The organism is Methanobrevibacter sp., from assembly GCF_045646205.1.
Taxonomy (GTDB): domain Archaea; phylum Methanobacteriota; class Methanobacteria; order Methanobacteriales; family Methanobacteriaceae; genus Methanocatella.
Genome location: NZ_JAZRKF010000019.1, coordinates 80756 through 101875 on the forward strand (window position 1 = coordinate 80756; position 21120 = coordinate 101875).

The following is a 21120-nucleotide window of genomic DNA, read 5'->3' on the forward strand; positions in this document are numbered from 1 at the left end:
ATGGCATTTGAAAAGATGATTAGGAATGCATTTGAAGAATCCAGAAATAACTGCAGATTCGGAGATACGATTGAAGAAATAACTGAGATTCAAAATTACATTAAAAATGCAGAAAGGATATGTATTCCTAACAAGAATGGAATTAAAGTTGAAGTTTTAAATCAGGTTTTAAGTGAATATGGATTGCCTCAAGCAGACATTTTACAGATTAATACAAATACTGCAGATACAAGCAGAATTCCTGCTCTTGCAAAAGCGTATATGGCACTTGACCAAAGTGATGCAGATTTGATAATAGCCAGAGGCCGTCTGGGAATACCTGGCTCAGGTTCATTGCTGATTTTCATTGACAATAAAGGAAGAATATTGACCTGCGGAACATCACCTTCCCATTTGATTCACCAAAAATCTATTGAAGAAGCAGTTTACAGTGAAGCATGTGAAGCTCTTGAAAAAATCGGTTTTGAAAAAGTGATTTAAATGGATATTGATACAGGAATTACCTCAGAAGTCTTAACGATAAAATCCGAAATTAAATTAATGGATATTTTCAATAAGATAATTGAAAAGAAATCTCAGGCCTGCTTTGATTACATTGAGAGTTTAAACCTTGAACAGGATAGCAAAATCATCGTTATCGGTACATATTTTACAGGTGTGGGAATTGTTAAAAAATTAAGTGAAAAATATACAAACATCATGTTAATTGATATTTATCCCCATCTTGAAGAATTGTTATACACTCCTCTCGGAGGCGAGATGATAATTCCTGTTGAATTTTCATCAGACCTTGATTTGATTTATGACGGGGATGTTGTCATTGATACAACAGGTTTCGGTGGAATAAATGTGGAACAATCATCAAAATTCAATGTTGAGGCATTTATAATAGAAGATCCCGTAGCCGAAGATAATGATAAATTATTAAAAAATAAGAATAATATTCATGAGAGATTAAAAGCCGTAAACTCTCCAAACAAATCAATTTTAAAAACAAAAGGAATTGATACAAAAACATCAGGAACGATGACATTAACTATCGGTGTTTTAACTAATGTAATGAATATGATTTCAAAAAAAGAGGGTTTGCTTTACAGTGCATGTGAAATGGGCTTTTTTGAAGAAGTCATCTTTAAAGAAAAGAATGTTGACAAATTCATTGAACTAACCGATAGAAAAGCTTTTAAAATTTCCACCATCAATCCCTTTGAAATTGATGAAATTATTCTTGATGAATTGGATAAAATAGAGTCAAAAATGATTTAAATGAAGCTTAATGATATAATTGAATTTTTAAATAAAAAAATACCCCAAAATTTGGCTTTGGATGGTGACAATGTTGGGTTGATGGGAGATTATGACCTGACGCTGGATATAAATAAGATTAAAATTCTGATGGATTTATATCCCGAAGATGATGTATTTGATGAAAACACTTTAATCGTTACGCATCATCCTCCATTGTTCAGTCCGAAAAGTCCCACATTCACTATACATTCAAACTGGGACATTATTGAAGGCGGAGCAAATGATGCTCTTGCAGACAGTCTTAATTTAAAAGTTATTGAAAATTTTGATAAAACAACAAATATTGGAAGGATATGTAAATCCAATATAACCTTTAAAGAATTGGAGAATTTAATTTTAACTGAATTCGACTATTTCAATGTTGTAAATAAGCCTGATGATGATATGATGATAAATGATATAGGCATTATTTCAGGTTTCGGTTTGAAAAATCCCGAATACATTAAACTGGCAAAAGAATATGGGTTGGATATGTTGATATCCGGAGATTTAACTCAGGAAACCTCCATCCTTGCCATTAACCTGGAATTGACGTTGATTGATCTGGGCCATCATAACAGTGAAGTGCCTGGTCTTTATTATTTAAAAGATATCATTGATGATTTGAATATAGATTGTGAAGTGATAAATAGAATTCCTATGGAGAGTAAAAGAAAATGACAGCTGATGAGATACAGTTAATGGAAGATAAACAGGTTCCGAAAGGAAAAATAGATTTGATTGGTGTTGGAAGATTGGGCTTGAGAATAGGCATTAACTTAATGCAGGTACACCGGGGAGGACCTAAAGTAATCGGTGCCTTTGACGGACAGGAAATATCTGGAGGGGATGTCATATTCACGCTTCTTGGAGCAGAAATCGGAGAGGCAAAACCTGATTTTTTAAAAAGATTATGCACACATGATGAAGACTTCAGAAAAATAGAAAGCAACTGCCAATACATAACTGACGATAATATTGATTTGATAGATGGTGATGTTGTAATTATTGTCATTGCCGGTGGAAATACGATATCCACAGCTTCAAAAATCATTAAACATGCACATGAAAGAGGTGCTAAGACAATCGGAACTGCAGGAATATTTGGTTTTGGCAATGAAGATATTGAAATTAAGGACATTTCAGAATATGATGATTCCAATCCTGCCATTGAGGAGTTAAGAGCACAGGGTATCACAGAAAATCATCTTATTTTAACGACTCATAAATTAATCAGGGACAATGAACCTGTAACTCCATATACTCTGGATGAGGTTGCAAATATCATAACCATGAATGCATTAAAGCTTTTAAGGGATCAAAATGATTAGGATAGCTACAGCAGAATGTTTTACTCATGGAAAAATTGGCCTGGAACTTCATGCCCTTGCACAAAATTATGAAGGCAATTTTGGAAGCAAATATATTGAAAATTTAAGTGACTATGGCGATTTTGATTATAGTGAGTTAGGCGTTTTATGCAGTTTATTTATTCCAACCATTGACTCTTTAAAAGATATTTTGAATGTTGAAAACCCTCCAGAGCCAGATTATCTTATTAAAAGAATTAAGGTTTATGATGAGGAAGGAGACAAAAAGGCCAGTAAGGTCATGGCCGAAGCCGTTATGAAACTCACATCTTGTGACATAGCTATTGGAACGACAGCCGGAATTGGCCATGGTGCCATTACAATCATCACTCCTGATTATGAAATAACTGCAATGAGTGATGTTTACACAGATTTACGCAAAAACAATAGTGAAGAGCTATATCAAAGACAGTTAAGCGGTATAAAAAAATCCATTAAAATTCTTTTACTTTTCTTAAACAATAAAATCGATGAAATATGTTCTTTGGATAATGTTTGGGTTATGAAAAAATAGCATTATTTTTTTCTGATTCAAATCTTTGAATCCATTTTTTCAATTGAAAAAATACTGATTTTCTATTTCTTTTTTTTATTGAAAATTGTGAATTTAGTAATACTTTTTTTAATTTTATTATGTTTTCAAGTAGTAATAATTTATATTAAAGTATTACTTTTCTATTTTAATTTAAAATGAGTTATTTTACAAAATACTTGTAATATTAAGGTAAAATTTGAAATTAAAATTTATATAAAAATATTTCACTGAATAAAAAGTTAACTAATAATAATATTAATTTTAAAAAACATATGTCTATTTTTAAAATTTTTAAAGAAGTATTACTTTTTTAAATCAAAGGAATCTCAATTTAAAGCATTTAATTTAAAAAATTCAGATTTTTTCTTTTCAATAAAAAACTAATATAAATGCTTTATTTTTTAATTCAAGCATAAAAATCAATTGGAATAATTTAATAAATTATATATGGTTATTACTACTAAGTATAATTAGATTATTTAATTAAATTTTTTAATTAAGTAATTTTAATGAAAGTTATTAATTAGTAGTTAGGGAGTAAGTATGAAAATATATATGCAAAGAATTGGAATGATTAGACGAGAAATAAACTCAAAAAATTCAACTCTAAATTTGGATATTGATTGGTCTGTTGAATATGTTCATAAAGATCAAAAAAATATGGATTTCAATATTATACTTAAATCAATGCAGGATTTCAGTGTGAAAATTGATGGATATTTGAAATTAAATTCTGATGAAGATTTTAATCAAGAAGAAATTTCCAAGCTAATATTTCAAAAGGCATGTGGCGTTTTCATGGATATGATTTCTATAACTCGTGAATCAACACATAATTTATCTAATTGCGAGGATTCATATGGTTTTGACAGTGCCCATATTCAAAGTACTCTTATCAACTAAATATTTGGAGATGTATTATGTTAGAAATTAAGCACACGTTATGCCCTTCATGTAGTGTTGGTTGTGGTATAAATGTGGTTTTAAAAGAAGGTGAAGTTGTCGGGTCTTTTCCGTATAAAAGACACCCTGTCAACGAAGGAAAAAATTGTTTAAATGGAAGAAACTCCATTGAAGAATATAAAAATAAACTAAAAAAAGCCACTATTTCTAATTCAGAAACTGATATTAATAAGGCTATTGATGAAATAAAAAAAGAATTGTCTTCAGCAGATGCTTCAACTGTTACAGTAATCTGTTCCGGAAACAATAGTGTTGAAGAAATTGAAGCGATAAAAGATTTTGCCGAATCCAATGATTATACTGTCGGATTTTATGCAGACAATTTAAAAAACATAGAAAACATTGCTTCTTATGAGGATATTGAAAATGCCAAAAAAATTGCTGTAATTGGAGATATATTGTATGAAAATCCATTAATTGGAAGAAGAATTGTTCATGCAAAACAAAATGGTGCAGCAATCTGTGCTTTCGGAGCAGAAAAATCTGTTACTAAAAATATTGCAGATGATTATGCAACTGATTCAATTCAGGAATTTTTAGATGCAAATAAAGATAATCTTGATGAGACTGCTTTAATAATATTCAATGAAATTGACACTCAGGAAAACCTGGATAAAATAAATTCAATTGTTGAAGAGTCAAATTGTAAAGTTTTACCTGTTTACAGTAAATCCAATACAAAAGGAACATTCAATTTCTTGGATTCAAAATCAGCTGAAGAAATGATTGAAATTTTGGACAATACTAAAATCTTACTTGTTTTTAATGATGATATTGTTGATGAAATAGACTATGACTATTCAAGAATATCCAAGATAATTAGTTTTGCATGTTGTGAAAATGATACAACTGAAATCTCAGATATTGTCGTACCTATTAAAGCATGGCTTGAAAAAGACGGATCATTCATAAATGCCATGGGGGAAACTCAAAACTTTAAAGCCGTTGTCGAATCTGATGTTTTAAGTGAAATCGAGATAATTGAAAAATTAAAAGAATAGGTGATGATAATGAGTTACGTTTTAGCAAAATCACAAAATGATGAAATACTTAAAGCCGGAGAATGTGGTGGAGCAGTAACAAGTATTTTTAAATATTTGCTTGATGAAGGTATTGTTGACGGGGTTTTAGCCCTAAAACCTGTTGATGATGTATATGATGGAATACCAACTTTTATCACAAAATCCGAAGATTTAATTGAAACTGCAGGGTCCTATCACTGTGCACCAACAATGGTCGGTGACCTGATTCAGAAATACCTCTTTGATAAAAAAGTTGCGGTTGCAGTAAAGCCATGTGATATCAGATCAATTCAGGAACTGATTAAAAGACATAAAATAAATGAAGACAATATTATCACAATAGGTTTAAACTGTGGAGGAACTGTTTCACCCGTATCTGGTAGAAAAATGATTGATTTGTTTTATGAAGCAAATCCTGACGATGTTGTTTCAGAAGAAATAGATAAAGGTCAATTTATTATAGAACTTGCAGACGGAACAGAAGAAGCCGTAAAAATCCATGATTTGGAAGAAAAAGGATATGGTCGCCGTGACAACTGTCAAAGATGTGATGTAAAAATTCCTAGAAAAGCAAATATCGCATGTGGAAACTGGGGAGCCGAAGACGGATGGACCTTCATTGAAATCAATGACGAAAAAGGACAGGAATTAATTGACGGTGCTAAAAAAGCAGGAATTCTGGATACTAAAAATCCTTCTGAAGCAGCTATTGAAGGAAGGTCAAAAGTTGAAGGAATCATGAAGAAAATGGCTAAAAAAGCACAGGATGCAATGTATCCTAAAGTAAGTGAAATGGATGAATGGAAGCGTTGCATAAGCTGCTATGCTTGCCGTGATGTCTGCCCAATATGCTGGTGCTTTACCAACTGTGAATTGAATAAACCGTACTTCAAGGATGAAGCGAATATTCCACCAAGTCCGATAGCATTTCAGGGTGTAAGATTATCCCACATGAGTTTTAGTTGCATAGATTGCGGACAATGTGACGATGTATGTCCAATGGATATACCTGTTTCACTGATTTTTGACAAATTGCAGAAAAAATATTATGATAGAACTGGCTATGTAGCAGGAGTTTCAGATGATATTAAACCTCCATTATACAGTCCAGATAAAGTAGAATTATAAGAGGTGTTTATTTATGTCTGATGATTTAAAAATTGTGGGCCTATTATGTAACTGGTGTTGTTACGGGGGTGCAGATACTGCAGGAACAGCACGTATGCAATACCCACCAAACGTAAGAATTATTCGTGTAATGTGTTCAGGAAGAATCAATCCTTCAATGATATTTAAAGCATTCGAAGAAGGAGCAGATGGAGTATTTGTAGGAGGTTGCCATATTGGTGACTGCCACTATGATGCAGGTAACTACAAATGGTCTAGAAGATCAAAAATTGTTGAAGATATTCTCGAAGAGTTTGGAATAGAAAAAGAAAGATTCCGTCATGAATGGATTTCTGCATCTGAAGGAGAAAAATTCCAAACCACAATGGAAGAGTTCCATAAAACATTAACAAAACTCGGACCATTGGAGTTAGAATAAATGATTACAGCCATGTTGTAAATAGTTATTAATTTAATAACTATTTACTCCCCCTCTTAATTGCCTTTCTAAGATTAGTGATGAGTTACTAATGTTAGAAAGATAATTAAATAGAGAATATTTAATTTGTCTTTCAAATAATTATCTATTTATTGATAAATTCATCATCGGCCTGTAATAATGGTCTGAGCATAACCAGACTATTGTTATAATTTTTTTCCATCAATATTTGGATAATTATAAAAAAAGATAATACATTTCAAAGGTTATCTTTCACTGTCTAGAATAGCTATTGAAGCAATCTCACACTTACTTTAATAGCTATACTATTTTCAAAAAAATTCTTTTTAATAATCCTATATTTTTGCTTATTTTAAAATGATAGTTATGCAATTATCATGCCATATAATTCAACATTACTTTCAGATTAATGATGCTTAATTAAAAAATTAATGTGGGGAAGTGATTCATACACACTAAATTACTTCAAAATCGATTAGTCTGATTTTATTGGAAATCAATTTTGAATTGTTTTTGTCTATTTCTTCGGAAAGTTTTGTGGTGATGTATTTTTTATTGTCGTCTGCAAAAACGGTAGCAATGTTATATTCATCACAATCCATCAAAACGCTTGCCAAAAAGTTTGCACCGCTTGAAATACCAATGCCCAGACCGAATTCCTTAGCTATTCTTTTTGACATGTTTATAGCATCGCAGTCTTCAATCAAAACAATATCATCAATTAACTCCTGTTGAACAATTCCAGGAATAAAGTCATCACCGATTCCTTCAATCATATGGCTTCCTTCCTCCATTCCCATTTTAAGAATGGATAATGTGGACGGTTCAAGAGCAAATATCTTGGAATCTGGATTGTTTTCCTTTAATCTTTTTCCTATTCCCATTAATGTTCCGCCGGTACCGATACCGGATACAAATGCATTGACGTCTGGAAATGAATCAATTATTTCCTGACCGGTAGTATTGTATTGAGCTTCAACATTCAGTATATTATCGAATTGGAGTGGTCTGAAAGCATTATTTTCTTGGGCAAAATCTTTAGCAAGTTCCAAAGCCTTTTTAAATCCGCCTTCCTCTTTAGATACAAGGTGAACGTGGGCCCCATACATTTCAATAAGATTTCTTCTTTCAATGGATACCCAGTCAGGCATGAAAATATGAACCTCATGGCCGAAGAGCGCACCGATGGCACTGAAGGAAATTCCAGTGTTTCCGCTTGTAACTTCAACAATGGCCTGCCCTTCTTTCAAGGTGCCGTTTTTTCTTTCTTTTTTGATAATATAATATGCAATTCTGTCTTTAAGGCTTCCGGTATAATTGTAGTATTCGAGTTTAGCATAAATACTGCTTTGTTTTCCTTCGTATTCATAATTGATTTTTATCATCGGCGTATTGCCTATTAACTTTTCGATATTCATAATTTCAGTCCAATTCAATAATGTAATGTTATAATTTTTGTGTTTCAATTATAAAATACTTTTTTGTAGACAAATATATTAGTTTTGGAATTCAAATATCTGATTAATGATAAGGAAAAATACTTTAAGAAATCTGATATTTTTAATAGTCATTCTGATTTTTTTAATTGTGATTGTAAGTCAGATTATGCCTGGCAGTGATAATAACGGACTAAATAATTCATTTGGAATAACCCGGGAGGTTATTGCCAACAATACTGCTCAGGATGGCGGGTCTGTTGAAGTAATCAGAAATATGGGAAACCATGATGCCAAAAAGATTGCTTGTGTTGTAGGAGTTCATCCTCTTGAAAACGATACTCACAAGACATTTCTAAAGATTCTTCCGACGCTGAAGGATTTGAACTACTGCTATGACGTTTACATTATCAATGTGACGGAAGACTTTTCAGCTTACGGGGAGCTTCACCCTGATGATGAGCCCGGAAGAGCGACAGGTCAGGATCTGGCCCTGAAATATGTATATCCGCAAATCGTTAACGGAAGCTATGAAATGGCAGTTGACGTACATGCCCACGGCGGGGCATACGGAGAACACAATACATTCGTTTTCAGTCCCGTAGACGGTTCAGTTGGTGAAAGTTATGGAAGAAATGTTTCTGCAGGCACTCAAAACATTTCATATTATAATCCCCAACACACTACAAGCGGTCCTTACCTTACTGTTCCTTTAAATCAGAATGGTGTTCCTGCATTTTACTTTGAAGAAAACAGCTTCATTTCACAAAACATCAAGGACGCCCACATGCTGGAACTTATAAGAGCTATTGACAATCTGAAATTCAATTAAAGGAGGTACTTTCATGAGAAACATTATAATTGTTCAGTGCATGTCCACAGGTAAAAATTATGTTCAGGACATTACTAATCGAAAATGCAATCCTATTGTATTGGAGTTAAAGGCTAAGAATGATTCAAAAGAAGCGATGGAATATCAAAAGCAAATAAGGGAAGGCTATGAATCAATGGGAGATTTTGATTTAATCTATGAACAGGATACTTATGAAGAGACTCTTGAAATGGTTAAACAATATGATCCCTTATTAATAATTCCCGGCACTGAAGAGGGGGTTATACTGGCCACCAAATTATCCAATGATTTAAATTTGCCAGGTAATCCTATTGAAAACCTCGATGCTATGACTTTGAAAAATGAAATGCAAAAGAGATTGGCTGAAAATAATCTCAGATACATTAAAGGCAAGACCGTAAGCACGATTGATGAGGCAATAGATTTCTATGAGCGTGAAGGCTTAAATGAGGTTGTAATAAAACCTGTATACAGTGCAGCATCAGTCGGTGTACGAATCTGTTTAAATAAGGATGAAATGATTAAAGCCGTTGAAGAGGTATTGAAGCAAAGGGGATGCTATGGGAATGAATTTGATGAAGTTTTGATTCAGGAACGCATTGACGGTATGGAATATGTGGTAAATACTGTGTCATGCGATGGAGTTCATAGGATAACTACAATATGGAAATATCATAAGGCTAAAACTGAAGAGGGTGGTGTCATCTACGATTATGATGAAATAATTGCTGATTTAGGGCTTGGTGAATCACAGCTTGTTGAATATGCTTTTGATGTTGCAGATGCCATTGGCATTAAATACGGACCTGTACATGGGGAGTATATGGTGGATGAAAACGGACCTGTTTTAATTGAAGTAAACTGCCGACCTATGGGAGGTTCTTTTGACTCTGAATTTTTAGACAGGATTTCTGCCCAGCACGAAACGGACAGTTCCCTTGATTCTTATTTAAATCCCGAAAAGTTTCACAAAAAACTTAATGAAGGTTATAAATTATTTTCATATGGTGTAATCAAATCATTAATTGTTCCTAAAGACCTGATTGCCGAATCTTCACCTATAAAATATATCAGCAGCAAATTAAAAAGCTTTTATAAGATATCACTACATGATTATGGGGATTATCAGCCATTTTTAAAAACGCAGGACCTTGAAAGCAGTGCAGGGGATATCTATCTTGTCCATGAAGACCCAAACCAGGTGAAAAAAGACGTTGACTACATACGCACCCTCGAAAAACAGGCTTTCCAGCTGGTTTTAAGTGAAGGATTAAATAAAAATAAGCTAATCCGCAATGATAATGATGATTTAAGATTATTGCTGGAAAATATTAAAAGTTATGAATCTATCCTTTTAGTTACAGATGAGGAAATTGATGAATTAGACATATTGCAGGTCGCTCCAGATAAGTTGGATGAAATTAAAGGCCAGTTTGACTATATTATAATCAATATCAATAAAAGCATAATTAATAAAAAGGATGATTATGTTGCGGAGTTGTTTTTAAACATATTCAATAAAATAAGAACTGGGGGATATACATTCATATTAAAAAATACCTATGATTATCTTCCTAATGGCAGATTGGGTGCAGAAGCTCTTGTAAAAATTTTTGACCTGAAAATACAAATACCAAAACATAATCTTAAAAAAATAGTGATAGCATCAAATGTCTAAAATGAGGCCAACATGACTTATGAAAGGAATTATAATTTATTGAATAATAAATTTAAGGAATTATTCGTCCCAACGTTGCTTGCTTCAATAGCGGGTAATTTTGCAGTTCTGGTTGATGCATTATTAATCAGTATGTTTATGGGTCCTTTAAATTTGTTTGTTATTCAAAGTGTCCAGCCCTTAATTGCATTTGTTAATGTAATTTACTGGTTAATAGGTTTTGGAGGTTCCATCCTTTGTACTCATGCCCGGGCGGAATTTGATAGTGAAAAAGGCAATTACTTATTCACGGTTTCATTGATTAGTGTAATTTTAATTGGATTGGCGATAAGCCTTTTGGGATTTTTATTCCCTGATTTTTTCATGCAGTTATTGTGTGCATCAGATCAACTGAAGCCTCTTGTTAGCCAATATTTTAATTTGTATCTTATTGGAATACCATTCCTTTGTTATTTTGTTGTTTTGGCCTATTTCATAAAGACTGATGACTTTATTAAACTGCAGTTTAGAGCATTTCTTTTATGCAATGCCATGAATGTGATTTTGGATGTTGTCTTTTTAAAATTCCTTAATTTTGGCATTGCCGGAGCGGGTTTGGCTACTACAATCGGCAATATTATTGCAGCAATTTATATTACTACTTATTTTTTTAATTCAAAAGCAACTTTAAAATTAGTAAAAGTCAGATTTTTTAAATCAATGAGATACCTGGTTGATATTTCCAAAGTGGGATTTTCCAGTGCATCAATTCCATTGTATGAATCACTTAAACTCCTGTTTATTAATATTCTGATTGGTGGAATCCTGGGGGAAGTTGGATTGGCAGCATTTAACATGTGTTTCAATGCTTTATATGTCGTTGGGATTTTCATATTGGGTACGGCACAGTCAATATTGCCTATTGTGGCCGTTTATTATGCCGAAGGAGATTTTCAGGGCATAGACTACGTTACAAAAATCTCATTAAAGATAGTCCTTCTATTCGGGATTTTCTTCACGCTTCTTTTTGTAATTTTCCCGCAATCAATATTGTTCATATTTTCAGTTACAAATCCTTTACAGATACCTATTGTATTGAATGCGGTTAGAATATTTTCTTTATGCTTTTTAGCTTATTCAATAAGCTTTTTATACATGTTTTACGCTCCGTCAGTTGAATATTATAAACTGGCCAATATTATCACAATCCTTGAGGGTTTGATTCTTCCAATTATTTTTGCATATCTCTTCGGATATTTATGGGGTGTTGACGGAATTTGGATTTCATTTACAATAACTGAAATTGTCACTGTTTTATTCATTTATATATATTCAAAATATGTTTCTAAAAAAACTGATGGCCTATACTCAGGATTTTTTATTAATAAACGGGCTAGTGATGAAAGAAGAATGGAATATAGTGTTAAAGGAAATAAGGATGATGTGCTCATTCTTTCAAAAGAAATTAAGAGCTACTTTGATGATTCAAATCTCTCTCGCGTAATGGAGCAAATGCTTTTGTATATCATTGATATTAATGATGAATTGGATTGGATTGATATTATTGTTCGTGAAAAAGATGATTCATTTTTAATTTCAATTAAGGATAATGGAGTTAATTTTAATCCGGAAAATATCAATATCTCTGCTGACAATATTGATTATTCTCAAATAATGGGTTTTAACAATACTCTTTTAACTGTTCAAAAATGATTATCTCTTTTGAAAAAAGATTTAATATATTAAAAACTTATTTATATTAACAAAATTAAATATAAAATAGTGATTAAATAACTATTGTTATATTTTCATATTAATAAAAAATTTGGTTGAAAAAATGAATGATACGACAAAGATTTTAACTATTCAGGACATTTCCTGTTTTGGTCAGTGCTCAATAACAGTGGCATTGCCTGTTGTTTCTGCTTTTGGAATAGAAACTGCAATTCTTCCTTCTGCAGTATTGTCAACACATACTTCAGGATTTACAGGTTATACCGTTAGAGATTTAACAGAAGACCTTCCACTAATCCAAAAACATTGGGAAAGTGAAGGAATAGATTTTGATGCAATATACACAGGTTTCATTGCATCAATTGAACAGCTGGACTATATTAAAGACATAATTGATTCCAGACTTAAATCCGAAGGCCTTACATTTGTAGACCCTGCAATGGCAGACCATGGTGAATTTTACAACGGCTTTGATCAGGAATTTGCAGATGAAATGGGTAAACTATGTAAATTAGGAGATTATATCCTTCCAAATACCACAGAAGCCTGCTTCATACTGCACAGAGAGTGGAAAGAACATTTCACAAAAGAAGAAATGATTGAAATGGCAAAAGAGCTATCCGAATTCACTAAAAGATACGTTATCCTCAAGGGATATGAAAACGAAAACAATGAAATGGGAATGATAGTTCTGGATAAAAAAGAAGATACTATAGAAATCGTTTACAATGATAAAATAGACTATGTATCCCACGGAACCGGAGACGTTTTCGCTTCATCATTTGTCGGATCAACCATGGTGGGCAAATCACCTACTTCCGCTGCAAAAATAGCAGGAGAATTTACTAAAAAAGCTATTGAAAAGACAATCGGTGATGAAAATCATAAATATGGAGTCAAGTTTGAACAGGCGATTCCGGAATTGTATGATTTGTTGGATACATTATAATCAGGTGCAACTGCACCTCTTTTTTTTAATTTTTTGTATGGTTTAAAAGTAAGATATATATTTAATTCATAACTAAAATTATATTGATGGTAAAAAAAACTGTATGGTCACTATCAGTGGTATGTTTTGCAATGTCAACATTGCTGAGTTTAGTGGGCTTAATTTCTGTAATTCAACTTTATTTCAATGTTTCTATATATTATGCAAGTTTATATGCCAGTGTATTTGCAGGAGCATTGGGATTTTCCAGCTTAATTACGCCGGCTCTTTTTTCAAGGTTTGAAAAAAAGAAGATGATAATGGCTATTTTGATAGTGACGGCCTTATGTAATTTCATTCAGTTTTTTATTTCTCAATATTATATAGCGCTGATTTTCAGGATAATACCTGCAATACTCTATCCGATAATTGTAAGTGCCGCATTAACAATTGTAGGCAAAATCAGTCCAAATGACACGAACAAGGTAGTTTTAGGTATTTCAGCAGGAAGTATCGTCGGTCTGTCAGTAACTTCCTTTTTGGGATTGAGCTACGGATATCAAGCGGCAATGCTTTGGTACTGTCTTATTGATGTCATTGCATTTGTGCTTACTTTCATGTTTATCCCTAACTTTGAAGGAAATAAGGAACCTGTAGTTTTACAGTTAAGTCATGCTAAGTCCAAATTGTTTTTAATATCTCTATTGTATGTTTTCTGTATGGTTGTGGGAATAAGTATTACATACAACTATATTCCAACATATCTTGACCAGGTAACCCGTATGGATGCTCAAATGCTCTTTTTCACATTGCTGCTGATGGGATTAATATCAATGGTGGGAACTACACTTTTCGGATATCTGATTAGAAAGAACGGTAATTGGACCATTCTTTTTTATCCGATAGGTTTTGTTATGGTAATGTTTGCAGTAGGAAGCTTAGTACATCTTCCATTTTATCAATTTTGCATTTTGATGGTATTTGCAATATTTGACGGATCCGCATATACGGTTTCACAGTATTGCGTTACATCAGCCGTCCGTGGTGCTCCTGAATTTGCAAACGGTATTTTCCTGTTGATGTCCAATTTAGGCATATTCATCGGAACTATGCTGGGTGGAGTAATAATTGATGTCATCGACATTTTATACATTTTCTACGGCTCAATGATATTTATGCTTTTGGCAATTCCATTCGTTTTAATCCGAATCAAATATTATCCGAAAGCCCATTAACTATAAAACTTATAATCTATAAAATTACTATTAATTATGATGGCCTATAATAATGATTTGGAAAAGTTTTCTTTAAAATATGGGGATAGAATACCTAGGGATTATGATTTGTCCGAAATACAGTTTACTTTTGATTGCATATATCTGGTTTTAAAGAGTAATGCCGAAATAGATGATGCCGTTAAAGAGGTTTCCTATAATTATGGTATTTCCGATGTTTATTTAAAGGATTATCTGATTGAAAACAAATATATCATTAACAGAACAAATAAAAACGAGTTTTCAAAGCAGCTTAAAAAGTACAATACCAAATCATTGAAAAAGATGCTTAAAAAACAGGGTCTTAAAACTTCAGGAAAAAGAGAAAAAATAGAAAAAAGAATATTTGAACACAATATATTAAAAAACAGCTATTATTTATCTTCAAATTCCAAAACATTCTATAAAAACAAGAAAAGAAGAATAAAGATTTTCAATGATTACCTTTCAGATAAGTATTATTTTGATGAATTCAATGAGTTCTATATGGATAACTACAGGAAAAAGCTCGATAAGATACCTGTGGCATTCATTAATCTGCATATAAATAAGGCTTCAGAAGATGAAAGTCATGAGAGATTCATTTTAAACAATCAGATAATGGCCAATCACTTCAATAAAAAAGAGAAATATAAGAAAATGCTTGAATATGAACTAAGGCTTTTCTGCATGAACCTGAATCCTATATGGAAAACAGATGATTTATCGAATCATATGGGAGTCAATAAAGATTCATATAAGAATTTGAATTTCATTAAAAGTAAATTAAGTAAAAATATTGTAATATCTGCATTTTACGTGATTTGGGATTCATTTGATTTCAATACAATCATTGTATCTAAATATGATGCATACAGATGTTTAAAAGATATTCTAAATAATAAGAATTTAAATAAAATTAACTCAAAATTAGATGAGAAGTTCTATTCAAACGAGGATTTAAAGATTAAAAAGATTACTCAAAAGACATTGTTCGATTTTTAAGGTTCTGATAAGATGAAAATTTTAATATCCAATGATGACGGTGTTTTTGCACCGGGAATACTGGCTGCAAAGCAGGCTGTTGAAGATTTGGGTGAAGTTTATGTTGTAGCGCCTGACGTGAATAACAGCAGTGTAGGCCGCCGTTTAACATTGTTTAAGCATCTGGAACTTAATTCATGTAAACTCGACGATGGAAGTCAGGCATACTCCGTATCCGGAAGTCCTGCAGATTCAGTTGTTGTCGGAGCTGATTATGTAATGGATGGTGAGCCTGATTTGGTTATAACAGGCATTAATCAGGGCGTTAATATAAGCTGTGACATTACCTCTTCAGGAACCGTTTGCGCTGCTTTAGAAGCGGTCAGCTTAGGAATTCCTGCAATTGCAGTTTCTTTATTCGTTGATCCAAGAACCGCATACAAACAGGATGAAAACGGAGAATGGTATGTGGACTATGATTTTTCTCTGGCTAAAAAGGTTTTACATGACTTGGTACTTAAAATAAAGAATAAAGGATTTCCCGAAGGCGTTGATTTATTCAATCTCAACGTTCCGTCAAACTATGAAAACGAGGAAGTAAAAATTACCCATCTTTCACATAAAATGCTTTTAAAAAAGGTTATTGACAATACTGATGAGGAAAGACGTGAGATATTTGACTATTCGTTGGAGGAAAATCAGGAAAGCGACAACCTAATCATGATTGTGTCTGACTTGGTTAAGGATTATGATGAGGAAAGTGACGGATATGCATTGATGGTTGAGAAAAGACCAAGCCTAACACCATTAAATGCAAACATGACTTTTAGGGAATTGAAAGACTGGTGAATCCTCACAATTTTCAAGGTACGAGCTTTTGTACATAAGGTATTTTTTTCAAAATCATTATTACAAGTATTGTCAAAGGAATAACGGCAATAGGCATTCCAACCGTGAATAACATGGACTGTTTGTTTAATTTAAGATAATGGAATATGATTTCAATCAGATAAAAGTGAACCAGATATATACCAAAGGTATATGGTTTTACAAAGCTCACAATCTTATTGATGGAGTTAAATGAATATTTGCTGTATAACTGTTTTACTAAAATCCAGATAGCTATTGCATAAAGCGCTGTTGTTGGAAAGATATATGATTTGTACATTTGGCTGAACTGGCCTGTGGTGTCATAAACTGACTGTGTAGGTAAAAACATTCCCAATAAGCCTAAAATACCCAGTACATAAAATATATACCTGTATTTTTTGTCCAGATCAACTTCATTCAGCACATAACCTAAGAGAGGATACATTAAAAATCCGCTGAATAGATAAAACTCCGGACGGATAACCAGATTGATTGTAAAGACTTGAATTAAAAACGGCACTACAGAGGAAAATATGAATATTAATGCGATTAAATAGCTGAATAATTTGATTCTATTTTCCTTAGGAATATTTGAAAAGAGTGGCATTATAAGGTAAATTCCGAATAAGGGTATGAAAAACCAGTAAATGCTGTCATTTATGCAGTGATTATAAAGATATAGTAAAATGTTTTCAGTCGGTCCCTCATGCATAAAGTAAGTGTTGAATACAGCATAAAAGATCACCCAAAAGATAAATGGAAGTAAAACTTTATTCAAACGTTTCTTAAAGAAAACTTTCGTATCATATCTATTTTTATAATCTATCAGATTGGCTCCTGAAATCATATAAAAAATAGGGACTGCCGGAAAGAAAACGCACATTATCAGATTTGATATAAACCAGTATTTTGAAGGGTTTGCAGCTGAATAACGAAAGATAGCGCAATGTAGGATTACAACAGCAAAGGCTGACAGGATTGACAGAAGTGATATATATTTAATTTCTTTGTTATTTGAATTTAAATTCATTAATACACTAACCTTTATATTTATTTTTAATTAATAATAGATTATTCAACATTATATTTAAATATTATTATGATTTTCTTTTTATTTTCAATTATATTGAATATAATAAACATTTAAAATATTATAAATAAACACTCTCCAATATCGTAATTAATAACTAATATTTATTATTTTTAAATATAACTCCAATTTATATTTTATTTTTAGATTTTAAGATGAAAGTAAGCACTTGCATTCGAAAATCTTTATATATGGTCTTTTTTAAATTATAATATAAGTTTAATAAAAATTATGGGGGATAAAAACTTGAAAATTAAACTAATTCTATTTACATGTTTTATAATTTTAACAGCCAGTATCGGCTGTGTTTGTGCATCTAGTGATATGAACGCTACAAGTAATGACGTATCTTTAATTCATGTTGAAGATACCAATCATACGAATATTCAAAGCAATGCAAATGCTGTTGCAAATCTCGCTAATTCTCAAAATTCAGTAGAGTTACCTGATGATGATTATGAAGGCGATATACTCTATGATTCCACTTTCACCGGATTGAATGGAATAATAAAATTGCATGAGTATCTTACCGATGAAATTGTATTAGATCATGATTATTCTTTCACCGGTTCTACTTCTGATTTAAAATATAAAAACGGTATTGAAATCACCAAGGATAATTTTGTAATTGATGGAAACGGCCACATCATAGACGCAAAAAATGTCGCAAGATTGTTCAATATTAAAGCGAACAATGTTGTTATAAAAAATCTTAATTTTATTAACGCAAACGGACTTAAAAATGTTGATTTGGATAACGGTATCATTCACTTCTTCAATCCTGGAACTGTAGTGGGCTGTACATTCAAAAATTGTATTTTAAGACAGCACGGAACTGTATACTTTGAAAAAGGCGGAAAAATAAGTAATTCTAATTTTATTGAATGCAGATGCGGAGATTATGGCGGAGCATTATATATTAATGGCGGAACAATTGAAAACTGTACTTTCATCAAAAATAAACTTGGTAACTGTTATGGTGCTGCAGTATATGCAAAAGGTGATGTTTTAATAAACAATTCAGAATTCACTCAAAACTTCGGCGGTTTGGATAGTGCAATACACTATGATGGCCATTTAACCTTAGAAAACTGTAATTTCACTGATAATAAATGTGTTTATTCATATAAAGGAGACAAATTTAATTTTGTCGGATCTGAAAACTCAACCGTTACAACCAAAAACATCAGACCTTTATTCATTTTCACTGATGATTTCGCTGATTTAATCAATGAAATTAAAAATTCAAAAAATTACTTGAAATTAGATAAAGATTATGTTTTAAACCCTCAAAAGGGTGAATCTACCATTAAAATAGATAAAGATAATTTTGTAATTGACGGAGCAAATCATGCAATATCCGGATCAAATATAAATAGAATATTTGATATTACAGGTAAAAATGTTACAATTAAAAATTTAGTTTTAGTTAATGGAAAAACCCCATTCAATGGTGGAGCTATTTATTTCCATGAATTCGGAAGTTTGATTAACTGTATCCTTGAAAAAAATCAGGCTGTTCACGGTGGTGCGGTCTATTTTGAAAAAGACGGTTATTTAGAAAACTGTATCATTAAAAACAATATAATTAGTTATAACGCTTCAGTTTATTTCAATAAATTTGGAAAAGTTGTTAACTGTAACTTTGACCATAATTCTGCACAGGGTCCTGTTTCACTTTACTTCAACATGGATGCAGTAATTGAAAACAGTACATTTTCCAATGAGGATACAATTGATTTCGGATCTGTTTTTGTCAAAAATAACGGAAAAGTTATTGGATGTAATTTCACAAACAATTATTGTCGCAGCAATGCTGCAGGACTATACATCAATACAGGAACTGTTGAAAATTCAAACTTCGTTAATAATCATTTAAAAAATGGTAATGGAGGAGCATTATACATCAATAACGGTAATGTAAACAACTGTAATTTTACAGGCAACATTGCAAATAAAGGTGGAGCATTATACATTAAGGCAGGTAACGTAAACGGCTGTAATTTTATAGGAAATAGTGCAAATAATGGTGGAGCAATAAACTTTGTCAATAAAGGAATCATAACCAACAGCAATTTCAAAAACAATAAAGCTAGTGAAACTGGCGGAGCTGTTCTTTTCAATGATGACTGTGAAATACTTTCATCCACATTTACAGATAACTCTGCAAGCCAGGACGGAAACTCAATAAAAATCAACGGCATGACATATGTTGAAGATACCCAATTCGAAAACAAAAATCCACAAGAAAACGTTTCAGACATTGCTTTTGGAAAAGCTTCCAGACTCATATCAAATAATGTAACATCCAATTCATTATTGTCTGCAAATTTAAATGATTATTACACTTTATATTATTTGATTAAAAACTGTAAAGACAACATTTTCAAATTGGAAAGCGATTATGTTTTCAACCCTGAATTGAATTCAGCATTGAAAAACGGAGTAAACGTCAATAAAAATAATTTTGTAATAGATGGAAACGGTCACAGCATCAACGCTTTGAATGCAGCAAGAATATTCAATATCTTAGGAAATAATGTAACCTTAAGAAATATCAATTTATTAAACGGTTTTGCTGCAGGTAACGGTGGAGCTGCATTATTCAATAAAGACGGATCAATTGAAAACTGTAATTTCATAAACAATACTGCAAAATCAACCGGTGGAGCAGCTTACATCAACGGAAAAGGATCAATTGTTAACTCAACATTTACAAACACCAGCGCCAGAAGCTCCGGTGTAGCTTATATCGCAGATGATGGAAACGTTGAAAATTCCACCTTTGAAAACAGCACTTCATTCAGTCACACAGCTACAATAGAATTCCATAAAAACGGAATAATCAGAAATTCAGTATTCAAAAACAATCATGCAGGATTAAACGGAGTAGTATATGCTAATATGAATGTTGTTGTAGAAGGATCAATTTTTGACAACAACACTGCAGATGCTGACGGAATAATATTTGCAAACGGTAATGTCAGTGCAGTTAACTCCAAATTCTCAAACAACCATGCAAAATATGGTGCTGGAATATACTCCAAATATGCAAACTTAGACAACTGTGTATTCTTCAACAATACTGCAGAAAATGGTGGTGGAGCAGTATACACTGACATGGCTTCAATCAACAATTCACAATTTGATTCCAACTCAGCATTATACGGTGGAGCAGTCTTCATAGCATCAGGCAAAACTATGAACACTGTTAACAACAGCACTTTCACCAACAATGCTGCAACTGAAGGTGGAGCAATTACCTCCAATGGTAAATTAACTGTAGACAATTCAAATTTTGAAAACAACACTGCAAAATACGGTGGAGCAATGCAAGTTCACAATGCTGGAAAAAGCACTAACTGTAATTTCTCCAACAACACTGCAAAAAACGGTGTTGAAGTATTCTTTGAAAAAGATTTGGAGTAAATAACTCCAGATTTTCTCTTTTTTTAGATTCATCGACAAATTGTCGACAATTGAAAAAATGTTGCACTTAAAAAGCAATATTTAAATATTAATGCATTTTTTTCAAAGAAAATGTATTAATTGATATATAATCATTATATTC

Annotated in this window: 19 protein-coding genes; 17 read left to right on the top strand and 2 right to left on the bottom strand. The window is 32.2% G+C overall.

The genetic code is table 11. The features are described 5' to 3' along the window. The 9 genes from ACKI44_RS04015 to ACKI44_RS04055 all read left to right on the top strand — a co-directional run bounded on the left by ACKI44_RS04015 (position 1) and on the right by ACKI44_RS04055 (position 6723). Positions 1 to 480, top strand: a complete 480-nt coding sequence (locus tag ACKI44_RS04015; RefSeq protein ID WP_407421778.1) for a DUF3236 domain-containing protein — start codon at positions 1 to 3, stop codon at positions 478 to 480. After that, positions 481 to 1266: an SAM-dependent methyltransferase HcgC family protein gene (locus ACKI44_RS04020; protein ID WP_407421780.1), complete on the top strand. Its 786-nt coding sequence runs from the start codon at positions 481 to 483 to the stop codon at positions 1264 to 1266. Then, positions 1267 to 1968 carry a Nif3-like dinuclear metal center hexameric protein gene (locus tag ACKI44_RS04025; RefSeq protein WP_407421782.1) on the top strand — a complete coding sequence of 234 codons (702 nt, stop codon included), beginning with the start codon at positions 1267 to 1269 and terminating at the stop codon, positions 1966 to 1968. After that, a complete protein-coding gene (locus ACKI44_RS04030) occupies positions 1965 to 2618 on the top strand; it encodes a hypothetical protein (protein WP_407421784.1) in 654 nt (217 codons plus the stop codon). Before ACKI44_RS04025 ends, ACKI44_RS04030 begins: the two co-directional genes overlap by 4 nt. Continuing rightward, a complete protein-coding gene (locus ACKI44_RS04035) occupies positions 2611 to 3171 on the top strand; it encodes a UPF0254 family protein (RefSeq protein WP_407421786.1) in 561 nt (186 codons plus the stop codon). The genes ACKI44_RS04030 and ACKI44_RS04035 overlap by 8 nt, the downstream gene beginning before the upstream one ends. Before the next feature lie 564 nt (positions 3172 to 3735). After that, complete coding sequence (locus ACKI44_RS04040) at positions 3736 to 4095, top strand: hypothetical protein (RefSeq protein ID WP_407421788.1); 360 nt, start codon at positions 3736 to 3738, stop codon at positions 4093 to 4095. Positions 4096 to 4112: 17 nt separating this feature from the next. Continuing rightward, on the top strand, positions 4113 to 5156 hold the full coding sequence (locus ACKI44_RS04045; RefSeq protein WP_407421790.1) for a molybdopterin-dependent oxidoreductase: 1044 nt from the start codon (positions 4113 to 4115) through the stop codon (positions 5154 to 5156). A 3-nt stretch (positions 5157 to 5159) separates the two neighbouring features. Next, positions 5160 to 6305: a Coenzyme F420 hydrogenase/dehydrogenase, beta subunit C-terminal domain gene (locus ACKI44_RS04050; protein WP_407421792.1), complete on the top strand. Its 1146-nt coding sequence runs from the start codon at positions 5160 to 5162 to the stop codon at positions 6303 to 6305. 13 nt (positions 6306 to 6318) lie between these two features. Beyond that, positions 6319 to 6723, top strand: a complete 405-nt coding sequence (locus tag ACKI44_RS04055; protein WP_407421794.1) for a hydrogenase iron-sulfur subunit — start codon at positions 6319 to 6321, stop codon at positions 6721 to 6723. Positions 6724 to 7199: 476 nt separating this feature from the next. Here the strand turns inward: ACKI44_RS04055 and ACKI44_RS04060 are convergent, their stop codons facing one another. Next, positions 7200 to 8162 (bottom strand): PLP-dependent cysteine synthase family protein, encoded by a 963-nt coding sequence (locus tag ACKI44_RS04060; RefSeq protein WP_407421796.1) that lies wholly within the window; start codon positions 8160 to 8162, stop codon positions 7200 to 7202. 106 nt (positions 8163 to 8268) lie between these two features. Between ACKI44_RS04060 and ACKI44_RS04065 the strand changes: the two genes are divergently transcribed. The 7 genes from ACKI44_RS04065 (at position 8269) to surE (ending at position 16438) form a co-directional block, all read left to right on the top strand. Further along, positions 8269 to 9012 carry a hypothetical protein gene (locus ACKI44_RS04065; RefSeq protein WP_407421798.1) on the top strand — a complete coding sequence of 248 codons (744 nt, stop codon included), beginning with the start codon at positions 8269 to 8271 and terminating at the stop codon, positions 9010 to 9012. Between the two features lie 13 nt (positions 9013 to 9025). Then, complete coding sequence (locus ACKI44_RS04070) at positions 9026 to 10711, top strand: ATP-grasp domain-containing protein (RefSeq protein WP_407421800.1); 1686 nt, start codon at positions 9026 to 9028, stop codon at positions 10709 to 10711. 12 nt (positions 10712 to 10723) lie between these two features. Next, complete coding sequence (locus ACKI44_RS04075) at positions 10724 to 12403, top strand: MATE family efflux transporter (protein ID WP_407421802.1); 1680 nt, start codon at positions 10724 to 10726, stop codon at positions 12401 to 12403. 124 nt (positions 12404 to 12527) lie between these two features. Beyond that, on the top strand, positions 12528 to 13373 hold the full coding sequence (locus tag ACKI44_RS04080; RefSeq protein WP_407421804.1) for a pyridoxamine kinase: 846 nt from the start codon (positions 12528 to 12530) through the stop codon (positions 13371 to 13373). 86 nt (positions 13374 to 13459) lie between these two features. After that, complete coding sequence (locus ACKI44_RS04085; protein WP_407421806.1) at positions 13460 to 14587, top strand: MFS transporter; 1128 nt, start codon at positions 13460 to 13462, stop codon at positions 14585 to 14587. A gap of 39 nt (positions 14588 to 14626) precedes the next feature. Further along, on the top strand, positions 14627 to 15610 hold the full coding sequence (locus tag ACKI44_RS04090) for an SAP domain-containing protein (protein WP_407421808.1): 984 nt from the start codon (positions 14627 to 14629) through the stop codon (positions 15608 to 15610). A 12-nt stretch (positions 15611 to 15622) separates the two neighbouring features. Beyond that, positions 15623 to 16438, top strand: coding sequence for a 5'/3'-nucleotidase SurE (gene surE / locus ACKI44_RS04095; RefSeq protein ID WP_407421810.1), 816 nt, complete (start codon positions 15623 to 15625; stop codon positions 16436 to 16438). A 13-nt stretch (positions 16439 to 16451) separates the two neighbouring features. Here the strand turns inward: surE and ACKI44_RS04100 are convergent, their stop codons facing one another. Next, entirely contained in the window at positions 16452 to 17489 is a 1038-nt protein-coding gene (locus ACKI44_RS04100) for an acyltransferase (RefSeq protein ID WP_407421812.1), read from the bottom strand. 306 nt (positions 17490 to 17795) lie between these two features. On the opposite strand from ACKI44_RS04100, the gene ACKI44_RS04105 reads away from it, so the two are divergent. Further along, on the top strand, positions 17796 to 20978 hold the full coding sequence (locus ACKI44_RS04105) for a right-handed parallel beta-helix repeat-containing protein (protein WP_407421814.1): 3183 nt from the start codon (positions 17796 to 17798) through the stop codon (positions 20976 to 20978). Positions 20979 to 21120: the final 142 nt, after the last annotated feature.

Coding starts and splice junctions, on each gene's coding strand:
- ACKI44_RS04015 (WP_407421778.1), top strand. CDS start 1: ATGGCATTTGAAAAGATGATTAGGAATGCATTTGAAGAATCCAGAAAT.
- ACKI44_RS04030 (WP_407421784.1), top strand. CDS start 1,965: ATGACAGCTGATGAGATACAGTTAATGGAAGATAAACAGGTTCCGAAA.
- ACKI44_RS04070 (WP_407421800.1), top strand. CDS start 9,026: ATGAGAAACATTATAATTGTTCAGTGCATGTCCACAGGTAAAAATTAT.
- ACKI44_RS04040 (WP_407421788.1), top strand. CDS start 3,736: ATGAAAATATATATGCAAAGAATTGGAATGATTAGACGAGAAATAAAC.
- ACKI44_RS04055 (WP_407421794.1), top strand. CDS start 6,319: ATGTCTGATGATTTAAAAATTGTGGGCCTATTATGTAACTGGTGTTGT.
- ACKI44_RS04080 (WP_407421804.1), top strand. CDS start 12,528: ATGAATGATACGACAAAGATTTTAACTATTCAGGACATTTCCTGTTTT.
- ACKI44_RS04090 (WP_407421808.1), top strand. CDS start 14,627: ATGGCCTATAATAATGATTTGGAAAAGTTTTCTTTAAAATATGGGGAT.
- ACKI44_RS04060 (WP_407421796.1), bottom strand. CDS start 8,162: ATGAATATCGAAAAGTTAATAGGCAATACGCCGATGATAAAAATCAAT.
- ACKI44_RS04020 (WP_407421780.1), top strand. CDS start 481: ATGGATATTGATACAGGAATTACCTCAGAAGTCTTAACGATAAAATCC.
- ACKI44_RS04050 (WP_407421792.1), top strand. CDS start 5,160: ATGATAATGAGTTACGTTTTAGCAAAATCACAAAATGATGAAATACTT.
- ACKI44_RS04085 (WP_407421806.1), top strand. CDS start 13,460: ATGGTAAAAAAAACTGTATGGTCACTATCAGTGGTATGTTTTGCAATG.
- ACKI44_RS04065 (WP_407421798.1), top strand. CDS start 8,269: ATGATAAGGAAAAATACTTTAAGAAATCTGATATTTTTAATAGTCATT.
- ACKI44_RS04045 (WP_407421790.1), top strand. CDS start 4,113: ATGTTAGAAATTAAGCACACGTTATGCCCTTCATGTAGTGTTGGTTGT.
- ACKI44_RS04075 (WP_407421802.1), top strand. CDS start 10,724: ATGACTTATGAAAGGAATTATAATTTATTGAATAATAAATTTAAGGAA.
- ACKI44_RS04100 (WP_407421812.1), bottom strand. CDS start 17,489: ATGAATTTAAATTCAAATAACAAAGAAATTAAATATATATCACTTCTG.
- surE (WP_407421810.1), top strand. CDS start 15,623: ATGAAAATTTTAATATCCAATGATGACGGTGTTTTTGCACCGGGAATA.
- ACKI44_RS04035 (WP_407421786.1), top strand. CDS start 2,611: ATGATTAGGATAGCTACAGCAGAATGTTTTACTCATGGAAAAATTGGC.
- ACKI44_RS04025 (WP_407421782.1), top strand. CDS start 1,267: ATGAAGCTTAATGATATAATTGAATTTTTAAATAAAAAAATACCCCAA.